Raw genomic sequence first — 17870 nt, 5'->3', positions numbered from 1 at the left:
CTCCATCTACATGCTCGCCCTGCTAACCTTCCGGCCCCTTATGACTTTCCGCGGGCAAAGCCATGCATTGCTTCGTCTACGCCAGCCAGCGTAAGGCCGATACGTATCTATGGCTGGATAAAAAAGACCATTTCGACGTGCTTCCGGAATCGCTGGTGCTGCTACTCGGCGATCTGCGCTTTGTGCTCGAAGTGGAACTGCATCCGGACCGACGCCTGCCGCACGAGGATGTGGAAGTGGTGATGCAGCATCTGCTCACCAAAGGCTGGCATCTGCAGTTGCCGCCACATGAAACGCTCGCCGTATCCACCCATACGCACGACCACCCACTCGCGCCCAAGAGCCGGGATGAATGACCATCGCCGCGATGGTTGTTAACAAGTGATTACCGTCTGACGCGCTGCCGGTTCCTATACTGCCCCCATGCCACCTATCCATAGATCGCGTCACCCTTCCTCCGCGCTCATTTCGCTCGTCTGGTTTCTGCCAGGGTTGATCTGCGCCGGCGTCGCCGCCTTCGATGCGCATCCGCTTGCACTGATTCCGCTGCTGCTGGCCAACACCTTGACCATGGCTGCGGTGTGCCACGCGATCGGTTTCGATCCGGAGCCGGATTTCTTTCGCACCGTGCTTCGCCGCGGTGCGGCGCATCTGGCGATGTTCACCTGCTACGTGGCGCTGGTATTCCTGCTGATCGCCTGGCCGATGTTGCGCCTTACGCAGCATCCCACGCTGGGCGGCAGTCTGATGCTTGCAGCGGCGTTGGTAGTGGCGTTGATGGCGCTATGGCGCTTGTGGCCGGCTTTTGCGTTGGTCTATGTGTGGGACGACGCCTATCCCGCGCATGGTCAGGGTGAAGGCTCATGGCTGTTCACTGCCACAGCACGAAGCGTGGCCTTCGGCCGACATCTCGCTCGTGAAGAACAGTTTTTCAGCCACTTCCTGCCCAGTGCACTAGCGCTGCTGGTGCTCTCGTTTTCCACCATCGCGTTGAGCGGCCTCTACGGCGTACTGCCATCGGAAATGCGCACCGCCGCGCTGGTGCTCTACGCGGTGCTGCTGATGCCGCTGGGCTGCCTGATCGTGGCCAACCGCACGTTGCGCGTCATGCTGTGCGAAAGCCGCCGGCCGCGTCGGCAGGAACGCAATGAGAAAGCGGAACCTGCCGTCGCCGCACCGCCGCAGCTGAGCGACCGTGAACGCACCGCCGGTACACCTGAGCAGGCGCAGGCCTTGCTGGCCGCCGCACGCAGTGGCGACGTCGCGCGTGCGTTGGCGCTGGTGGAAGCCGGCGCCGATCCGAATACCGCGCCTACCTCTGGCGATCGCGATCAACGACCTGTACTGATGTTGGCCGCATTGCTGCCGGACAGCCGTCTCTTGCGCGCCCTGATTGCCAAGGGAGCCGATGTGAATCACGCCAGTGGCGGCCTCACGCCGCTGCTGGCCGCCACACGCGACAGTTGGCATGGCCGTGCCGATGCGGTGATGACGCTGCTCACCAACGGCGCCAATCCACTCGCCACCGATGCCGACGGCAACACGCCACTACATGGCGCCGTGCTCAGCGGCGAACCGACCGTCGCCGCCATGCTGCTGGACGCCGGTGCGGCGATCGACACACTCAATAAAGCTGGTGCAACACCGCTTTCGATCGCCTGCCGCGCGGCCAACTGGCCGCTGGCGAAATTCCTGCTCGAACGCGGTGCCAAGAGCGCGCCGACCAACGGCGAGCCAGCGTTGGTCGCGGCAGCGGGCATCGCCGATGACGACGTCGCCGGCACGAAGCTGCTGCTCAAGCACCGCGCCGCTGTGAATGCGATCGACGCACGCCGACGCAGCGCGTTGATGACGGCCGCTGCGGAAGGGCACGAGCAGATCGTCCGCACGCTCTGCGCCGCGAACGCTGATGTGAACCTCACCGATCAGCACGGCAGCACCGCGCTGATGGAAGCCGCACGCGCCGGCGCGGTCGGCGTGGTGTCGCTGCTCGCCGACGCGCAGGCGGATGCACGTGCACGCGACCAGCACGGCCGCGATGCGTTGACGCTCGCCTGCCAGTCGCCGCATGCGCAGGTCGAAACCGTACGCGCGCTACTCGCGCTCGGCGCCGAACCGAAGACGCCAGGCAGCGACGGCCGCAGCGCGCTCGATCACGCCGCCGCCAGCGGACGCTGGGATCTGGTCGCCCTGCTCGATCCGGATACGCCGCTGCCGGCCAGCCTCGATCTCGAAGCGATTTCCGAAGGTGCGGACACGCCCGCGCACTTGCTCGATGCACTGCGCTTCGGACATTGGGCGATCGTGTCCAGCTTCGCCACCCGGGTGCGCGACTGGTCGCAGGCGCAGCTTGCGCAGTTGTATCTGGAACTGACCGAGCCCGGCCTGCGCACGGCGCGCCGCTGGCTGCTCGATCACGGGCTGCAGGCCGAAGCGCGCTTGCAACCGCAACTGGTCGACGAGCTGGAAAGCGAACAACCTACCCTGCCACCGCTCGGTCGCCGTTTGTTCGACGCATTGCTGCCGTTGCTGCCTGACAGCGCCGAAGCCATCGAGGATCTGCTCGACGCTGGCGCCAGCCCCGCCGGTGCCGGATTGCTCGCCCAGGCGCTCGGCCACCTGCAGCAAGCTTCTTCCGTTTTGCCGCTCACCCTGCTTGAACGTGGCGCAGACCCGTTCGGCACCGACGAGCGCGAGCGCACACCGCTGCACCTGGCCGCGGCCAACGGCCAGCTCCCGGTGCTGCAGGCGCTGCTGATGCGTGGTTGCGATCCGAACACCCGCGACACCAGCGGACGCATGCCCTTGTTCGCCGCGCTGGAACATGGTGCCGATGCGCTACCGCTGGTACGCGCGCTGGTCGCACATGGTGCCGACGCAGAGACAATGGACGCGAACGGCGAAACGCCGCTCGGCCTCGCGTTGGAACATCCTCAGTTGGAACGCTGGCTCGATTGGAACGACTGGCAGCGCCCACGTCGCCCGCTGCGCGCGGACGATCTGATTCACGCCGCGACGCTCGGCGCAGACACCGCAGTGCACCGCCTGCTGGAACTGGGCTTTGCGGTGGACACGCGCGACGCGCAAGGCGCCACCGCGCTACTGCATGCCTGCGGCGCCGGCCATCGCGACGTCGCCGCTACGCTGATCGACGCGGGCGCGGACGTCGCCGCCAGCGCCAGTAACGGCATGACGCCGCTCGCAGCAGCTGTCGCCGCGCGTCGCGAAACCCTGGTGGCCTTGCTGCTTGAACGTGGCGCCGTGCCGGATCAGCGTCTACCGAACGACGCCACGGCGCTGATGATCGCCGCCGTGCAAGGCTATCCCGAGATTGCCGAGCAATTGCTCGATGCCGGTGCTGATCCCAATGCCATCGACGCACGCGGACACAGCGCCTTGCACGCCGCCTCGCAGTTCGGCTTCGAGCAGAACGACAGCCTGCGCGCGCGTCGTCTGTTTGACGTGTTGCTGAAACGCAAAGCCGATCCCAACCTCGCCGACGGCGAAGGCAAAACGGCTCTGTTGTTGCTGCTCGGCGCACATCTACGCCCTGGCAGTTCCTGCGATGCCACGCATATCGGCGCCTTGCTGCCGGTGCTGCTCGATGCCGGCGCGCGCATCGAGCATGCCGATCAGCGCGGCGTCACCGCTCTGCACGCCTGCGCCATGCACGCCTTGCTGCCGCCGGCCCGCCTGCTGCTGGCGCGCGGCGCGGACCGCAATGCCGCCGACGCCTTCGGCCGCACTGCTGCGGACGTGGCGCGGCATCTGGGCTTGATCGACATTGCACATGAACTGGCCGCGCGGCATAGCGTGATTCCCAGCGTACGGCAGACCTTGCGGCAGCCGGCGCAACCGGATTGATCAACGTACCTCGCCGTTTATCGCCGTGCAGGCTGGGATTGTCATCCCAGCCTACGCATCGTCATTAGCTGTCGGACGTCACGCTAAGCTTCACCGACTCCGCAACGCTCGCACGCAATGGCAACGATCGCCACGCCTCGATCACCTGCTCCGGCGTAATCGCATCGACGCGTGTGCTGGTCGGCGGACCACCCAGCACGTGCACAGCTTCGGGGTTGCTACTGCGCGGACGCCAATGACTGGGTGATCCCCCACCGAACATCACGACCAAAGGACAGCCCATCGCAGCCGCAAGATGCGCAGGGCCAGTGTCGACGGAAATCATGCTGTGCGCGACGGTAAGCAGGGCTTTCAGTCGCGGCAGCGGCAACTCCTTCGCGACCACTTCCACGCCGGGCTGTGCGATCGCCGCGCGAATGTTTTCCAGGTAACCCTGTTCCGCTGGCGATCCGCATAGCAGGATGCGCACTTGCGGCATCTGGGCATGCAACGCCGCCGCAACACGTGCCCAGTTTTCCATCGGCCACGACTTGTCGTCGTCACTGGCTTTGCGCACGCCATTCCAGCGCATCGTGCGCTTGTTCGCCGGTTGCAGCAGAACCAGCGGATGTCCAGCAAGACCGCGTGCGGCTAACCATCGTTCGCACTCGGCGCGATCCTGCGCGCTCACGAGGAATTCGGGCACGGCACTGGTGCTGCACGCCACGCTTGCGTAGCGATCACGGAAGGCAGGGGGCGTGCTGTCGGCCAGCGCAAGCAAGTGTTCGATCCAATGACCGCCCGGCGGCAACGGAATATCGTTGAGGAAGACGCAATGGTCGTCAGCGATGCCGGCCAACTTCAACAGCGGGCGGATGCGCTGCAAGGAACGCGGCTGCGGCTCGCACACGTATACCGGCACATGCCGCATGCGCTGCAATGCGCGAACCGCGTGCCACTGCTCCGGACTCAACAGCAGCGATCGATGGCGGGAGCGCAGCGCGATCACTTTCGCCACGTCGGGCTGGTCGTGATACAGGTCGGTCGCGTAGCTGCCCGTCGCAAGCAACGTACAAGGCTCGCTATAACGCGCATGCAGGCGACGCAGCAACGGCTGCAGCAGCATCGTGTCGCCGAGGCGACCGTAGCGGATGACGAGCGGATGGAAAGGATTCGACATGCGAAAGGGCGCAGCGTGTGCTCGTCAGGTTTCACATCGCGCAAGCATGCTGATTAGCTGCTTACCGGAGACTTACCGCATTTTCTTGCTGCCTTTGCAAAAAGCACACAGACAGGCTAACGCGACATATAAAACACCCTCGTGTGAAAAGCATATGACGCGCCGCGCACAGGCGAACGCCATCTACGCCTTCCCCTGTTCCCCATCACCCGCCACGAGCGGCGTATCCGCATCGGGTCCCTTGGCCGGCGGCGGCGCGATCTCCGCATCGGCTTCGAACAGCCTGTTCAGATCCTCGATCGCCTCGCGCGTGGTCTGCACCAGCTTGGCTTCGTCGTCATAAACCAGGTACTGCACCTTGAGCAATTCGGCATCCTTGCGGCGGAACAGCTCCACTTGTTCCGTGGCTTCCTGCGGGCTGAGGCCAAGCGCCTCCAGCGTCTGGCGGGTCATCTTGAGGCTGGAGAACAGCGTTTCGCGAACGGGCTGCTCGATGCCCAAGTCCATCAATCGCCACACGTGCTGGCGGTTGCGCGCGCGGGCGATGACTTTCAGATGCGGATATTGGCGCCGCACGGTTCGCGCCACGCGCAGGCTGGATTCGGGATCGTCAGTAGCGAGCACGAACACTTCAGCCTTGTCCGCCTGGGCCGCGCGTAGCAGCTCCGGGCGGGCCGGATCGCCGTAGAAAATATCGTTGCTGTTGCCGAAGCGCTGCACCATGTCGAGTTGTTCTACGGATTGATCCAGCGCCACGAACGGAATCTTCCGCGTGCGCAAGATACGCGCAACGATCTGGCCCATCCGGCCGTAGCCGGCGATGATCACGCGCGGATGATCCACCGTAATAGTGTCGAAGGGACGCTTGGGCTCGGCCTTCTTCTTCGCGCCGATCAGCTTGCCGGTGCCTGCCACCAGCAGCGGCGTCAGCCCCATCGATAAGGTGATCGCCAGCACCAGCAATGCGCCCTGCTGCTCTTCCAGCAGGCCACGCTCGCTCGCCTGGCGCAACACCACGAACGCGAATTCGCCGCCGCTGGCCAGCAGCACGGCAAGACGCAACGTATCGCTGCGATGAAGACCGCCGATCGTCAGGCCCAGCGGCCACAGCAGAAAGCCCTTCACCAGCAACAGCCCAAAAGTGAGCCCCAGCACAAGCAGCGGCGATTGGAGCAGCAAATCGATGCGCATCGACATGCCGACGCTGATGAAGAACAGGCCCAGCAGCAAGCCTTTGAACGGCTCGATGTTCGATTCCAGTTCGTGGCGATATTCCGAATCGGCCAGCAGCACGCCCGCGAGAAAAGCACCGAGCGTGACGGATACGTTGAGCTCTTCCATCAGCAAGGCCGTGCCCATCACCACCAGCAGAGCGGTGGCAGTGGACACCTCTACCGATTGGGCGCGTGCCACGAAGCGGAACAAGGGTCGCAGTAGATAGCGTCCGCCGACCAGCACCGCCACGATCACCGCGACAGTGCGCAGCACGGCCAGCGGATCGATGCTGTGATGCGGTGAAGTCGATGCCAGCAGCGGTACCGCGGCAATCAGCGGTATCGCGGCGAGATCCTGAAACAGCAGAATGGCGAACGCCTGCCGGCCATAGGCCGACGATGCCTCTTTGCGCTCGGTAAGGATCTGCAGGCCGAACGCCGTGGAAGACAACGCCAGGGTGCCGCCAACGATTGCCGCTGCACTCGGTGACAGCCCAAAGCCTAGGTGCGCGATCGCGCCGATGGCAATGCCGGAGGCCAGCACCTGCACCAGGCCGCTGCCGAACACCGCACGGCGCATCACCCACAAGCGCTGCGGCGAAAGCTCCAGGCCAATTACGAACAGCATCAGCACCACGCCGAATTCGGAAATGCTGCTGGCGCCGCGTGGATCGGCGATCAGGCGCAGTTCCGCCGGGCCAATCACTACGCCCGCCAGCAGGTAACCGAGCACCGCGCCGAGCCGGAACCGCTTGGCGATTGGCACCGCGATGACCGTGGCCAGCAGGAAGACCACCGCTGTCTGCAGAAAATGATGGCTATCCACGTTCCCTCCACGGCAAATTCCTGCGATGGATTATTTCACGCGCTGACTCCGCGTGGCGTACAAACGCTGCTGGCTGCACTGCATTCGACATGCGATGATCCGGCCCCATGAAACGGATCACTCGCCTACTCGTCCTGCTTGCTCTGGTATTGGCATCGTCCGCGCACGCGCAGGCGGGGATACCCATCTACGGCTACAAGGTAGTGCGCACTTATCCACACGATACCAGCGCATACACGGAAGGCTTTTTCTACCTCAACGGCTACCTGTACGAGAGCACGGGCACCGAGGGCCAATCGACCATCCGCAAGATCGATCTTGCCACCGGTAAGGTGCTGCAGAAGGTGGATCTGCCACCGCCTGACTACGGCGAAGGCATCGTGGCGTGGAAGAATCGACTGTTCCAGCTCACCTGGCAGTCGCAGCGCGGCTATATCTACGACCTCAACAGCTTCAAGCGGGTCGGCACGTTTGATTATCCAGGCGAAGGCTGGGCGCTCACCACAGATGGCAAGCACATCTACATGAGCGATGGCACGGCCACCATCCGCGTGCTCGATCCGAACACCCTTAAGCAGACTGGCAAAATCGACGTGACAGCCGGCGAAGGCAACCCGGTCATCAACCTCAACGAATTGGAATGGGTGAAGGGGCTGATCTACGCCAATGTATGGCTGACGCAGAACATCGTGCAGATTGATCCATCCAACGGCAAGGTCGTGGGCGTGATCAATCTCACTGGCCTGGCGCCGGATCCGCAGACCTTGTCCGACCCCAGCAATGACGTGCTCAATGGCATCGCTTACGACGCGAAGCGTGACAGGTTGCTTGTGACCGGTAAACGCTGGCCGTCGATCTACGAGATCAAACTCACACCGCCGCCGTCCGACCATTGAGCTTAGGTGGGGGCGCCCAACCTACTCGCCTTCCAGTCGCTCCAGAATGAGCTCGGCCAAGCGCGCTACTTCCGGCGCCGGTTCCTCTTCACTGCGATAAAGCGCCAGCCCAAGCTGAGGTAGCGTCGGCAAGTTGGCCACCGAAGCATCCATCATGCGCAAATCGGCGGGCACGCCAAGCGGTGTGCGCACGCTGACGCCCAATCCCGCTTTTACCGCCGCCCAGGTTCCCGCCAGGCTCGCGCTGGTGAAGGCGATGCGCCAGGCGAGACCGGCAGCGTCCAGCGCGTTGATGGCCGCGGTGCGCATCAGGCACGGCGCATCCAGCACGACCAGCGGTATCGGTTCGTCCGCTACATAGGGGAGCTGTGCGGCATTAGCGCCGATCCAGCACATCTGCAACGTCTGGATATGTTGCGCATGCGGTGCGCGCGCTTCCGTTTCCCAGGCCAGCGCAAGATCGAGCCGGCCCGCTTCCAGCGACTGCATCAGCGCGGCGTTGCGCGCGATATGCACCTCCACGCGTAGCCGCGGATGGGCGCGCTTGAAGCGTCCAAGCACTTCGGGCAGCACGCTTTCGCCGAAATCTTCCTGCAAGCCCAGCCGCACACGCCCTTCCAGTTGCACGCCGCGCACGGCGCTGGCCGCCTCATCGTTGAGTTCCAGCAAGCGGCGCGCATAGCCGAGCATCACCTCGCCCACCTCGGTAAGAGCCATGCCGCGGCCGGCCTTGCGCAGCAGCGGGGTGCCGGCTTGGTCCTCCAGTTTCTTCAATTGCGCGCTGACTGCCGAGGTGGAGCGGCCCAGCCGTTCGGCGGCTTTGGCAAAGCTGCCTAGCTCGATGCCGGTGACGAAGCTGCGCATGACGTCCAGATCGAAAGTGACGCGGCTCATGGAATCATCCCGTTTTTCAGGATCATTACTGCATAAATTCCCGATTTTCAGCATCATGCTGAACCGCTACGCTGGCACCGTCAAGCCTGGAGCTAACCGCCATGCTCACCATGCAGTACCGCATCACTTTGCCCGCCGATTACGACATGGGCATCATCCGCCGCCGCATCGCAGAGCGCGGCCATCTTACGGATGACTTTCCGCAGCTCGCGTTCAAGGCCTACCTTTATGCTGATCGCAACCAGCCTTACGCCGCCGGTCGCGAGAATCGTTACGCGCCGTTCTACCTGTGGCATGACACGGAAGGCATGAACGCTTTTCTCGGCGGCGCGGGCTTCGCCGGCGTGGTGGCATCGTTCGGACGGCCAGTGGTGCGGACGTGGTCGGTGTGGCGCGCGGAGACGGCTCCGGATCTCTCCCTGGCCACGCATGCAAGCTGCGAGACTGTGCCTATACCTGCGCATGTTGCGTTGAGCGAGGTGCGCGATGCTGAAAACGCGGGCGTTCAAGCCGATCTCGACCGCGGCGCATTCGCCGCGATCAGCGCGTTCGATCCTGCCGGCTGGACCGCGATGCGCTTCCGACTGTGGCGTGATATTGCAGATACTTTCAGTGAAAGCGTGGACCTCTACCAAGTCGGCCACGTCTCCCATCCTTCAGCGAAACACTAATCTTCGAGGAATATCCCCATGCCTCTGGTTCGCATTGCTCTACGTCGCGGCAAATCCTCCGCATACATCACCGCACTTCGCAACGGCATCTACGCCGCCATGCGCGAAAGTTTCAACGTGCCGGAAAACGATCGCTTCATCCTGGTCAGCCAGCACGACGCGGAGGAATTCGATTACGACCCCAACTACCTCGGCATCGCACGCAGCGATGATCTGGTGATCGTGCAGATCGCCTGCAACAACACACGCACGGTGGAGCAGAAGCAGGCGTTCTATCGAAGCGTGGCGGAGAAGCTGGCCGCCGATCCCGGCGTGCGGCCGGAGGATGTGTTCATCAATTTGCTGGAGACGGCGAAGGAGAACTGGTCGTTTGGGAATGGGATTGCGCAATATGTATAACGCACAAGCAAACCAAACGAAGCCTCGGACAAGCACCTCCCCCTGCTTGCAGGGGGAGGTTGGGAGGGGGTGAACACTTGCAGGAAAGTCTGAGGCAAGTGTTCACCCCACCCCAACCCTCCCCTACAAGCAGGGGAGGGAGTCGTCCCTCGCGTACATGCAGATTGCGCGCAGGAGTTACGCTTCGCGCAACCAACGCGCCGCATCGATCGCGTAATAAGTAAGAATCGCATCCGCCCCCGCACGCTTGAACGCTGTCAAGGTTTCCAGCACCACCGCGCGCTCATTCAACCAACCGTTCTGCGCCGCGGCTTTCAACATCGCGTATTCGCCGCTTACCTGGTACACGAAAGTAGGCATGCCGAAGGCGTCTTTTACCCGGCGCAGCACGTCGAGATACGGCAAGCCCGGCTTTACCATCACCGCGTCGGCGCCTTCGGCGATATCCAGTTCCACTTCGCGCAGGGCTTCATCGCTGTTGGCGACGTCCATTTGATAGGTGTGCTTATTGCCCTTGCCGAGGTTGGCCGAGGAACCGACCGCATCGCGGAACGGACCGTAGAACGAAGAGGCGTACTTGGCCGAATAGGCAAGAATACGCGTATGGATATGACCGGCGTTTTCCAGCGCTTCGCGAATCGCGCCGATACGCCCATCCATCATGTCGGACGGTGCGACGAAATCCATGCCCGCTTCGGCCTGCGCCAGCGACATCTTGATCAGCGCTTCGACGGTCGGCTCATTCATCACGTAGCCGTTTTCGTCGATCAGGCCGTCCTGGCCGTGCGTAGTGTAGGGATCGAGCGCCACATCGCCGATCAGACCCAACTCCGGATACTTCGCCTTCAGCGCGCGGGTAACACGCTGCATCAGGCCCTGCGGATTCCACGCTTCGGCAGCGTCTTCGCTTTTTGCGGATGCATCCGGCGAAGGGAACAGCGCCAGCGCGGGAATTCCCAAACGCACGCATTCGCCGGCCAGTTCCAGCAGGCCATCGATCGACAGACGCTCCACGCCCGGCATCGACGGCACCGGCTCGCGCTTGCCTTCGCCTTCGATCACGAAGGCCACCATGATCAGATCGGTGGGCAGCAACGTGTGCTCACGCATCAACGCGCGGGAGAAGGTGTCGCGGCGCATGCGACGCATGCGGATGGCGGGGAAGTTCATGCGCGAAATCTCTTGCGAAAACTGCGCATAGTCTAGCGCTGTGACTGCATGGACGCAGGGACAGAACGCCGCGCCCGGACGACTCAATGTGTGAGATGCGTCAGTTCAAGAATAGGCACCGTAGTTAAACGCCGAGCTGCGCGTGCGCGAGTTCGACACATTTTGTGTGCCATCTTTGATGGTGCATGTCCCCACCCATTCAAGGAACTGCGTCATGATCCAGCCCGTCAAGCGCCCCTCGCACTGGACCACGCCTGAAGGCATGAAGTATCTCGGCCCGCACGATGATGCCGCGCCGATCGATGTGACGGTGGTATTACGCCGTCGCTCAGATACCGCGCCAAAGCCTGCCGAATGGCCCAAGTCGCCGCAATTCCCGCACGGTCAGTTCGGCGAGCATTACGGCGCCGATTCAACGGATATAGAGAATGTGCGCGGCTTTGCGCACAAGCACGGACTCACCGAGACCGGCTGCGACGCGCATCGCCGGGTAGTGCATCTGCGCGGCACGCCAACGGCGCTGGAGCAAGCGTTCGGCGTGACGCTGGGCAAATACCAGATGGGCGATTGCCAGTTCATCGGTTGCAGTCACGCGCCCACGCTGCCGCCGGAAGCGATCGCGGTGCTAGGCCTGGATAAACGTCCGGTGGCGCAGCCGCATTTCCGCAAGCCGCTGGCGCAGCCGAACACCTCCTATACGCCGATCCAGCTCGGGCAGCTGTACAACTTTCCCGCCGGCACCGATGGCACGGGCCAGACGATCGGCATCATCGAACTGGGCGGCGGTTATACCAGCAGCGATCTCAGCCAATATTTTTCGAACCTGGGGATCAGCAACCCACCGAAAGTAGTCGCCGTATCCGTGGCCGGCGGGCAGAACACGCCAGGCGGTGGCGACGCCGATATCGAAGTGGCGCTGGATATCGAAGTGGCCGGTGCGCTCGCGCCAGGCGCCACCATCGCGGTGTATTTCGCACCGAACACCGACCAGGGCTTTTACGAAGCGATTTCGCAGGCCGCGCACGACACCACGTACAAGCCCTCGGTGCTCTCGATCAGCTGGGGTGGCCCTGAGGACAGTTGGAGCAGCCAATCGCGCACCGCCATGGAATCCGCCGTGCAGGATGCAGCGGCGCTGGGCGTAACGGTGATCGTGGCGGCCGGCGACAACGGCTCCAGCGATGGCGAAAGCGACGGACAGCCGCATGTCGATTTTCCCGCATCCAGTCCTTACTCGCTGGCCTGCGGCGGCACCACGCTGGTGGCCACCGGCCAGACCATCCAGAGCGAAGTGGTGTGGAACGATACCGCCACCAACGAAGGCGCGACGGGCGGTGGCGTGAGCATCGAATACCCACTACCGACCTGGCAGCAGAATGCCAAGGTACCCAACGCGCCTAGCGGAAGCACGGGCCGCGGCGTGCCCGATGTATCCGGCAACGCGGATCCCATGACCGGCTACCAGGTGCTGGTCGGCGGGCAGACGCAGGCGATCGGCGGCACCAGCGCCGTGGCGCCGCTGTGGGCGGGGCTGATCGCACGCCTCAACCAGAAACTGGGCAAACCGGTGGGCGATCTGCACGCAGCGATCTACCAGATCGGCGAGTCCGCGTTCCGTGATATCACGCAAGGCAATAACGGCGCGTATCAGGCCGGTCCCGGTTGGGATGCGTGCACGGGGTTGGGCAGTCCCAACGGGCAGGCGTTGCTGGATGCGTTGTCCAAGCAGCAGGCGTGATGAGAAGGCAGCTTCCTCTCCCCCATCTTTCGTTAAGGGTTGGGGGAGAGTGAATAGCTCGCGTAACGCTGGACGAATCGGGCAGCAACGGGCAGTCTTGTAGGGTTCGCAACCCCGGATTGCCCATGGATCGCTCCATCGCCTCCCCCACCCTGCTTGCCGACCTTGGCGGCACCAACGTCCGTTTCGCGCTTGCCGACGCTGCATCGTCCGATCCGCTACTGCTGGACAGCGTGCGACGCTATCGCGTCAAGGATTTCGATACGCTGGCGGACACTATCCGCCAGTATTTCGCCGACACTGGACACATCGCCACGCAGGCAATCATCGCCGCCGCCGGCCGCATCGCCAACGGTGAAACGGTGAAGATCACCAACAATCCGTGGGCAGTCTCCGCGCATGGTTTGCAAGAAGAACTGGGCCTCGAGCGTGTGCGCCTGGTGAACGATTTCGCTGCACAGGGCATGTCGATTCCGTTGCTCCATCGAGATCAGTTGCAGGCGGTCGGCACGATGCTGCCGCCGGAGCACAATCACAAATCCTCGCAAACCTTCGTGGTGATGGGTCCGGGCACGGGTCTCGGTGTGGCCGGGCTGCTGCTTCGGCATGGGCATTGGTTCGTGCTGGAAACCGAGGGCGGCCATTCCGGCTTCGCCGCGCACACCGCCGAGGATGTGGAAATTCTGCATCGCCTCAACGCACGCTTCGGTCGCGTGTCCAACGAACGCATGATCTGCGGCAACGGCCTGGTGAATCTCTATCTCGCGCTCGCCGATATCGCTGGACAACCCGCGCAGGAATACACGCCCGAAGACATCACCTCGCGCGCCACCGACGGCAGCGACATGCTGTGCGTACGCACGGTGGAAACGCTCGCCGGCATTTTTGGCAGCGTGGCCGGTGACCTGGTGCTGAGTCTGGGTGGTTGGGATGGCGTGTACCTCACCGGCGGCGTGCTGAAGATTCTGATGCCATGGCTGCAGAGCGGTGGCTTCCGCGAGCGTTTCGAAGCAAAGGGTCGCTTCCGCGACACAATGGAAAATGTGCCGACCATCGCCATCACACATCCGGAACCGGGCCTACTCGGCACGGCGGCATTGGCGGTGCTGGAATCGGGCCGGAGCTTACCTGGCTGCGCGTGATGTCATGTAGGTTGGGGTGAGCGCATGCGAACCCCAACAACCAACGGTAATGTTGGAATTCGCATGCGCTCACTCCAACCTACCCTGAGCTCAAGGTAATCGAACATGCCCCGCTCCCATACCGCTTTTCTTTTCGACCTCGACGGCACGTTGATCGACAGCGTGTACCAGCACGTGCTGGCCTGGAAAGAAGCGCTGGATGAGGAAGGTGTCGTACTGCCGGTCTGGAGCATCCATCGCAAGATCGGCATGAGCGGCGGATTGTTCACCAACATCCTGTTGCGCGAAACCGGCCTGGACATCACACCCGAACGCATCGAGCGTCTGCAGCAGCGGCACGCGGAAGCCTTCAATCGCCATCACACCCAAGGCTCGGTACGGCCGCTGCCGGGCGCGCGTGAGCTATTGCGGTTTCTCACCGAGGAAAACATTCCCTGGGCGATCGCCACCAGTGGCCGCATGCGCACCGCCGCGCACAATCTCGCCGCGCTCGGCGTCGATCCCAACGAAGTGCCGGTGGTGACGCGCGACATGGTGCGCCATGCCAAACCCGACCCGGACCTGTTCATTGCCGCCGCCGAACGACTGGGCGTGGACATCCATCGCTCACTGGTGATCGGCGACAGCATCTGGGACATGCTCGCCGCGCAGCGCGCGCGCGCGTTGGGCGTGGGCCTGCTTTCGGGCGGCTACGGCCAGGACGAACTACAGCGCTCCGGCGCATTCCGGGTGTACGACGATCCGGCCGATCTGCTCAAGCACATCGACGAAGTGGCGGCACGGGATTAAGCGTCAGCGGGTGACGCGAAATAATGTGGCGCCTTGGTTCCCTCTCCCCTTCGGGGAGAGAGAACTAGAAGCGATCAACCCGGTGCCAGCAACGCATCCAGATCGGATTGATCGAAGCTCAGCTTCTCACGCGTACCGCCACCTTCCAGCACCGCTTCGGCAAGCTCCGCCTTGCGTGCCTTCAGCTCCTCGATGCGCTCCTCAACGGTGCCCGAGGTGATCAGGCGGAACACGAACACTGGCTTGTCCTGCCCAATGCGATGCGCGCGGTCGCTGGCCTGGGCTTCCGCAGCGGGATTCCACCATGGGTCGTAATGGATCACCGTGTCCGCGGCGGTAAGGTTGAGGCCCACACCGCCGGCTTTCAGCGAAAGCAGGAACAGTGGCACGTCGCCTTCCTGGAAACGCTGCACTGGTTCAGCGCGATCGCGCGTTTCGCCTGTGAGCATCACGTAACGGATGCGGCGGCGCTCCAGCTCGTTCGCGATCAGCTTGAGCATTTCGGTGAACTGCGAGAACAACAACACCTTGCGACCCTCGGCGAGCAGCGCGGGGAGCATGTCCATCAATAGCTCGAACTTGGCGGAATCACGCACACCACGCGCGGCTTCCAGCTTCACCAGACGCGGATCGCAGCACACCTGGCGTAGCTTGAGCAGCGCATCGAGCACCACGATGCCGCTGTGCGCGATGCCGCGTTGCGCGATCACTTCGCGCAATTCGTCAGCGAGTGACAAACGTAGGCTTTCGTACAGTTCGCGCTGGCGACCGTCGAGCACGACGCGACGCGTGATCTCGGTTTTCAACGGCAATTCCGAGGCGACTTGTGCTTTCGTTCTACGTAGGATGAAGGGCGCGAGACGGCGATTGAGCCGCACCTGACAATCCTCGTCGCGCTGCTTTTCGATCGGCACGCGATAGTGACGACGAAACGCGCCTTCGTCGCCGAGCAGGCCCGGCACGGCCAGATCCACCTGTGACCATAGCTCGCCCAGATGATTTTCCAGCGGCGTGCCGGTGAGGCAAACGCAGCGCGGTGCGCGCAAAGTAAGCGCGGCGCGGCGTGCCTGCGTGCGTGGATTTTTCACCTGCTGCGCTTCGTCGAACACGATCAACGAGAACGGCTGTTTACGCAGCGTCACCACGTCGCGCGGCAGCAAGGCGTAGCTGGTGAGGATGATGTCCTGTGTGGCGATCTGCGAGAAATCACCGCTGCGTTGCGGACCATGCAAGGCCAGCGAGCGCAACGACGGCGCGAAGCGTGCTATTTCCGCCAGCCAGTTGGGAATCAGGCTGGTGGGAACCACGATCAGCGCGGGCTGCTCCAACGCCCCGTGTTCCTTCAACGCAAGCAGATGTGTGATCAGCTGCAAGGTCTTGCCTAGGCCCATGTCGTCGGCCAACACGCCGCCAACGCCTGCTTCGGCCAGCGCGTTCAACCAACGCAGGCCTTCGCGCTGATACGGACGCAGTTCGACCGTGAGCCCTTCGGGCACCACATCGCTGGCGCGCTCGGCAGCATCGCGCAAGCGCGCGGTGAAGCCCCGCAATTGCTCGGGTGCCTGTAGTTCGCCGCCGGCCGGCAGCGCTTCGACGATTTCTTCCAGACGGCCCGCCTGCACGCGCGGCAGGTGCAACTTGCGCTTGGGTTTTTCGAGGTATTCGGCCAGTGGTGCCAGCAAGCCGCGCAGTTCCTTCAGGCGCACAGGCACACGGCGACGTTCATCAACCGGCGCGTACCACACGGCGTCTTCCGGTTCGTTCGGCGCGGGGCTCAGGTTGAGCTGATGCTCGGCCAGCGCCTGCGCCACGGCGGGCAGCAAATTGCGGCGCTTGCCTTCGACTTCGATGCCGATTTCCAGATCGAAGGCGTGATCGTCGGCATCCTCGACGGCGTTGCCGTACCAGCGCACCGGCCCTTCCAGCACTTCGAACGGAAAGCTCGGTGCGTATTCGAGCAGGAAACCTTCCGCTTCCAGCTTCGGCCGCAAGGCGAGCCAGCGCGCAGGCGTGTTCACTTCCAATGCACCGGCGTGGCCCTTGCCGGGGAACAGCCAGGCGTCTTCCGGCAAGGTATCGGCCAGATCCCACGGCAGACCTTCGGTATCCACGCCCAAGGTGAGTCCGGCGCGCTCGAGTTGCTCCATGGCGGAGAGTTCTTCGGCGCGCTTGCGTGTGATTTCGACCAGCTGGCCATTACGCACACGGCGCACCAGCGGTTCGCCGCCGCGTCCGGGCAGGCGCTCGCCGGCGTAGTCGAAGGCCAGACGCGCGTACGCTAACGGCGGCGTGCCCGCGGCGAGTCGCGCGTGGCGCGTGAGCGCGTGCAAGATGAGCACCGGCTTGGGTGCGAGTTCGGCGCGCCGCAGTTCATCGAATACCTGTGGCAGCGGAATGCGGTGTGCCAAGCGGCTCTGCGGCAGCGCGTGGCGCAGGGCACGGCTGTATTCGTGTTTGAGCAGCGGCAGGTCCAACCAATGCGTTTCTTCCGGATCGGCTTCGAGATGACCGAGTTCGGCGCGCTCGGCGTCCAGGTACCACAGACCATCCAGGCGCAGCAGGCGCTGGCTGTGTGGCAATGCCGGCAGCAGGCGCTGGCTACCGTCCTGCTCCAGTTGCCAGTGCCAGTTGAGCTGATGCGATTTGCCGCGCGAAAGTCGCAGGCCGGCGAGACCGCCGAGGAAGCAGGGCGCCGTATCCAGCATCTCGGCCAGCAAGGCGTTGCCCACATGGCCGGACAGGCGCGCGTAGCTGCGTGATTTGCGCAGCGTTTGCGGCAGGCCGAGCACGGTGGTGGCCAGCCGCTGCTCGTGCAAGCTCAGCACCGAGTGCGACAACAGTTTGCTTTCCAGCGGTGCGGGACGCGCAAACCGTCCGTGTTCGGTGGGCACCAGTAACACGGGAGCGGCGTCCAGCCGCGCGGAGGGTGCGCCGTCTTCGGGCATCACCTCGAAGAAGAAGCCGAGCACCACGTGTTCGTGCGCGGCGGCCGCGCCTGGTTTGCCCAGCAGCTTGCTCCAGGTGCCAGGCAGACTTTCCTCGCGCTCGTCAGTCGAAGCGGAGGGATCGTCGTGCTGGTTCTCGTCCGGTAGGTGCATGCGCATGCGA

13 protein-coding genes are annotated in these 17870 nt (G+C 63.5%); 8 read left to right on the top strand and 5 right to left on the bottom strand.

The window, feature by feature from the left end:
• Positions 1-62: 62 nt before the first annotated feature.
• Together ISP18_RS19535 and ISP18_RS19530 are read left to right on the top strand one after the other, a co-directional pair.
• Positions 63-356, top strand: a complete 294-nt coding sequence (locus ISP18_RS19535) for a YcgL domain-containing protein (RefSeq protein WP_380011346.1) — start codon at positions 63-65, stop codon at positions 354-356.
• 67 nt (positions 357-423) lie between these two features.
• Entirely contained in the window at positions 424-3864 is a 3441-nt protein-coding gene (locus ISP18_RS19530; protein ID WP_380011343.1) for an ankyrin repeat domain-containing protein, read from the top strand.
• A 64-nt stretch (positions 3865-3928) separates the two neighbouring features.
• On the opposite strand, the gene ISP18_RS19525 is transcribed toward ISP18_RS19530, so the two are convergent.
• Both ISP18_RS19525 and ISP18_RS19520 read right to left on the bottom strand, forming a co-directional pair.
• Positions 3929-5023, bottom strand: coding sequence for a glycosyltransferase family 9 protein (locus ISP18_RS19525; RefSeq protein ID WP_380011340.1), 1095 nt, complete (start codon positions 5021-5023; stop codon positions 3929-3931).
• 183 nt (positions 5024-5206) lie between these two features.
• Positions 5207-7063, bottom strand: coding sequence for a monovalent cation:proton antiporter-2 (CPA2) family protein (locus ISP18_RS19520; RefSeq protein WP_380011337.1), 1857 nt, complete (start codon positions 7061-7063; stop codon positions 5207-5209).
• 107 nt (positions 7064-7170) lie between these two features.
• Between ISP18_RS19520 and ISP18_RS19515 the strand changes: the two genes are divergently transcribed.
• Positions 7171-7959 (top strand): glutaminyl-peptide cyclotransferase, encoded by a 789-nt coding sequence (locus ISP18_RS19515; protein WP_380011334.1) that lies wholly within the window; start codon positions 7171-7173, stop codon positions 7957-7959.
• Between the two features lie 21 nt (positions 7960-7980).
• On the opposite strand, the gene ISP18_RS19510 is transcribed toward ISP18_RS19515, so the two are convergent.
• Positions 7981-8853: a LysR substrate-binding domain-containing protein gene (locus tag ISP18_RS19510; protein WP_380011331.1), complete on the bottom strand. Its 873-nt coding sequence runs from the start codon at positions 8851-8853 to the stop codon at positions 7981-7983.
• A gap of 101 nt (positions 8854-8954) precedes the next feature.
• Here ISP18_RS19510 and ISP18_RS19505 point away from each other — a divergent pair, with 101 nt between their 5' ends.
• Positions 8955-9524 carry a DUF4865 family protein gene (locus ISP18_RS19505; RefSeq protein ID WP_380011329.1) on the top strand — a complete coding sequence of 190 codons (570 nt, stop codon included), beginning with the start codon at positions 8955-8957 and terminating at the stop codon, positions 9522-9524.
• Between the two features lie 18 nt (positions 9525-9542).
• Positions 9543-9923: a tautomerase family protein gene (locus ISP18_RS19500; protein WP_380011326.1), complete on the top strand. Its 381-nt coding sequence runs from the start codon at positions 9543-9545 to the stop codon at positions 9921-9923.
• 177 nt (positions 9924-10100) lie between these two features.
• Here ISP18_RS19500 and hemB read toward each other — a convergent pair whose 3' ends face one another.
• Entirely contained in the window at positions 10101-11093 is a 993-nt protein-coding gene (hemB, locus tag ISP18_RS19495; protein ID WP_380011323.1) for a porphobilinogen synthase, read from the bottom strand.
• Positions 11094-11307: 214 nt separating this feature from the next.
• On the opposite strand from hemB, the gene ISP18_RS19490 reads away from it, so the two are divergent.
• The 3 genes from ISP18_RS19490 to ISP18_RS19480 all read left to right on the top strand — a co-directional run bounded on the left by ISP18_RS19490 (position 11308) and on the right by ISP18_RS19480 (position 14762).
• A complete protein-coding gene (locus tag ISP18_RS19490) occupies positions 11308-12831 on the top strand; it encodes a S53 family peptidase (protein ID WP_380011320.1) in 1524 nt (507 codons plus the stop codon).
• Positions 12832-12956: 125 nt separating this feature from the next.
• Positions 12957-13973, top strand: a complete 1017-nt coding sequence (glk, locus tag ISP18_RS19485) for a glucokinase (protein ID WP_380011317.1) — start codon at positions 12957-12959, stop codon at positions 13971-13973.
• 105 nt (positions 13974-14078) lie between these two features.
• On the top strand, positions 14079-14762 hold the full coding sequence (locus ISP18_RS19480) for an HAD family hydrolase (RefSeq protein WP_380011314.1): 684 nt from the start codon (positions 14079-14081) through the stop codon (positions 14760-14762).
• A gap of 74 nt (positions 14763-14836) precedes the next feature.
• Here ISP18_RS19480 and ISP18_RS19475 read toward each other — a convergent pair whose 3' ends face one another.
• On the bottom strand, positions 14837-17860 hold the full coding sequence (locus ISP18_RS19475; RefSeq protein ID WP_380011311.1) for a DEAD/DEAH box helicase: 3024 nt from the start codon (positions 17858-17860) through the stop codon (positions 14837-14839).
• Positions 17861-17870: the final 10 nt, after the last annotated feature.

Source organism: Dyella humi (assembly GCF_044904605.1).
In the GTDB taxonomy this organism is placed as follows: Bacteria; Pseudomonadota; Gammaproteobacteria; order Xanthomonadales; family Rhodanobacteraceae; genus Dyella_B; species Dyella_B humi.
Note: the sequence above shows the minus strand (reverse complement) of the source record. Positions and strands in the feature narration are given on the sequence as shown.

What these genes read in the sequence shown, in the direction of transcription:
- ISP18_RS19535 (WP_380011346.1), top strand. Translation starts at nt 63, where the DNA reads ATGCATTGCTTCGTCTACGCCAGCCAGCGTAAGGCCGATACGTATCTA.
- ISP18_RS19530 (WP_380011343.1), top strand. Translation starts at nt 424, where the DNA reads ATGCCACCTATCCATAGATCGCGTCACCCTTCCTCCGCGCTCATTTCG.
- ISP18_RS19525 (WP_380011340.1), bottom strand. Translation starts at nt 5,023, where the DNA reads ATGTCGAATCCTTTCCATCCGCTCGTCATCCGCTACGGTCGCCTCGGC.
- ISP18_RS19515 (WP_380011334.1), top strand. Translation starts at nt 7,171, where the DNA reads ATGAAACGGATCACTCGCCTACTCGTCCTGCTTGCTCTGGTATTGGCA.
- ISP18_RS19510 (WP_380011331.1), bottom strand. Translation starts at nt 8,853, where the DNA reads ATGAGCCGCGTCACTTTCGATCTGGACGTCATGCGCAGCTTCGTCACC.
- ISP18_RS19505 (WP_380011329.1), top strand. Translation starts at nt 8,955, where the DNA reads ATGCTCACCATGCAGTACCGCATCACTTTGCCCGCCGATTACGACATG.
- ISP18_RS19500 (WP_380011326.1), top strand. Translation starts at nt 9,543, where the DNA reads ATGCCTCTGGTTCGCATTGCTCTACGTCGCGGCAAATCCTCCGCATAC.
- hemB (WP_380011323.1), bottom strand. Translation starts at nt 11,093, where the DNA reads ATGAACTTCCCCGCCATCCGCATGCGTCGCATGCGCCGCGACACCTTC.
- ISP18_RS19490 (WP_380011320.1), top strand. Translation starts at nt 11,308, where the DNA reads ATGATCCAGCCCGTCAAGCGCCCCTCGCACTGGACCACGCCTGAAGGC.
- glk (WP_380011317.1), top strand. Translation starts at nt 12,957, where the DNA reads ATGGATCGCTCCATCGCCTCCCCCACCCTGCTTGCCGACCTTGGCGGC.
- ISP18_RS19480 (WP_380011314.1), top strand. Translation starts at nt 14,079, where the DNA reads ATGCCCCGCTCCCATACCGCTTTTCTTTTCGACCTCGACGGCACGTTG.
- ISP18_RS19475 (WP_380011311.1), bottom strand. Translation starts at nt 17,860, where the DNA reads ATGCACCTACCGGACGAGAACCAGCACGACGATCCCTCCGCTTCGACT.